2 protein-coding genes are annotated in these 1569 nt (G+C 62.2%); both read left to right on the forward strand.

The features are described from left to right. A partial coding sequence (locus BMW89_RS37080; RefSeq protein WP_283805348.1) for a flagellin occupies nucleotides 1–687 on the forward strand: 687 nt, incomplete at its 5' end. Nucleotides 688–1014: 327 nt separating this feature from the next. After that, the coding region (locus tag BMW89_RS37085; protein ID WP_502686416.1) for a flagellin N-terminal helical domain-containing protein at nucleotides 1015–1569 on the forward strand (555 nt) is incomplete at its 3' end.

Genomic DNA, 1569 nt, shown 5'->3' on the forward strand with positions numbered 1-1569 from the left:
CAGGCCAACAACCTGTCTGCCACGATCGACGCCAATGGTCTGCTCACGATCTCGGCCACCAACGACTACGCGTCCTCGACGCTTGGTTCGGCGGCCGCGGGTGGTGCGATCGGCGGCACGCTGACCTCTGCGCTCACCTTCTCGACGGCGTCCGCGCCCGTCACGGACTCGGTCGCGCAGACCAGCCGTTCGAACCTTGTCTCGCAGTACAACAACATCCTGAACCAGATCGACACGACTGCGCTGGACGCGTCCTTCAACGGCGTCAACCTGCTCAACGGCGATCAGCTCAAGCTGGTGTTCGACGAGACCGGCAAGTCGAACCTGAACATTACGGGTGTGACCTACAACTCCAAGGGTCTGGGCCTTGCCTCGCTGACCAGCGGCGTCGACTTCATCGACAACGCTGCGACCAACAAGGTGCTGTCCAAGCTGAACGATGCTTCCAGCACGCTGCGCTCGGAAGCCTCGACCCTCGGTTCGAACCTCTCGGTGGTGCAGGTGCGTCAGGACTTCAACAAGAACCTGATCAACGTGCTGCAGACCGGTTCGTCCAACCTGACCCTGGCCGACACCAACGTCGAAGCGGCCAACAGCCAGGCGCTGTCGACCCGCCAGTCGATCGCGGTCTCCGCGCTGTCGCTGGCCAACCAGTCGCAGCAGAGCGTGCTCCAGCTGCTCCGCTAATCAGCGGACGACATCGCAAGCAGGATAAGGGCGGCGGGGCTTCGGCTCCGCCGCTTTTTCTTTGGCCGCGCGATCTCGAAGGCCCGTCGATGCGACCCGGAAAAAGTAACCGGCGGTTATGGTTAATGGAGCGTAAGCGCGAAGAAATGCCAATGATTTCAGTTTGATTGTCGGTCCATTCGAGCCTCTCACGCCGGTTATGGTGAACCGGCGCTTATGCGAGCGAGGCTCGTTTCACCCTTTGTTAGCCATGTCCGCGCAGGCTGTGCCCGTCACTCGATCCAGAAGCGATCGAACGAAGACGCGTAAACCAGAAGGGTAAGAGTTATGTCCGGTATTGTTCTCTCTGCGTCGGTTCGCCAGAACCTGCTGTCTCTCCAGTCCACCGCTGATCTCCTCGCCACCACACAGAACCGTCTGTCGACCGGCAAGAGCGTCAACTCGGCCCTGGACAATCCCACCAACTTCTTCACGGCGCAGTCGCTCGACAACCGCTCCAGCGACATCAACAATTTGCTCGACAGCATCGCCAACGGCGTGCAGGTGCTGCAGGCTGCCAACACCGGCCTGACCTCGCTGCAGAAGCTGATCGACAGCGCCAAGTCGATCGCCAACCAGGCGCTCCAGACCACCGTCGGTTACTCCTCGAAGTCGAGCGTCTCGACCACGATCGCCGGCGCGACCGCCTCCGATCTGCGCGGCACCACGAGCTATTCGAGCGCCTCGGCGTTCAGCAACGTCCTCTACACTGGTGCCGTCGGCGGCACGACCCCCGCGACGTCCGCCGCCAAGCTCGGCGGCGTCTCGGGCGTGCTGACCGGTGCCGTGGTCAACGACAACCAGGCGACACCGGCCCCGATCACCGGAACCACCTTGCTCTAT

This window comes from Bradyrhizobium sp. OK095 (assembly GCF_900109945.1).
In the GTDB taxonomy this organism is placed as follows: Bacteria; Pseudomonadota; Alphaproteobacteria; order Rhizobiales; family Xanthobacteraceae; genus Bradyrhizobium.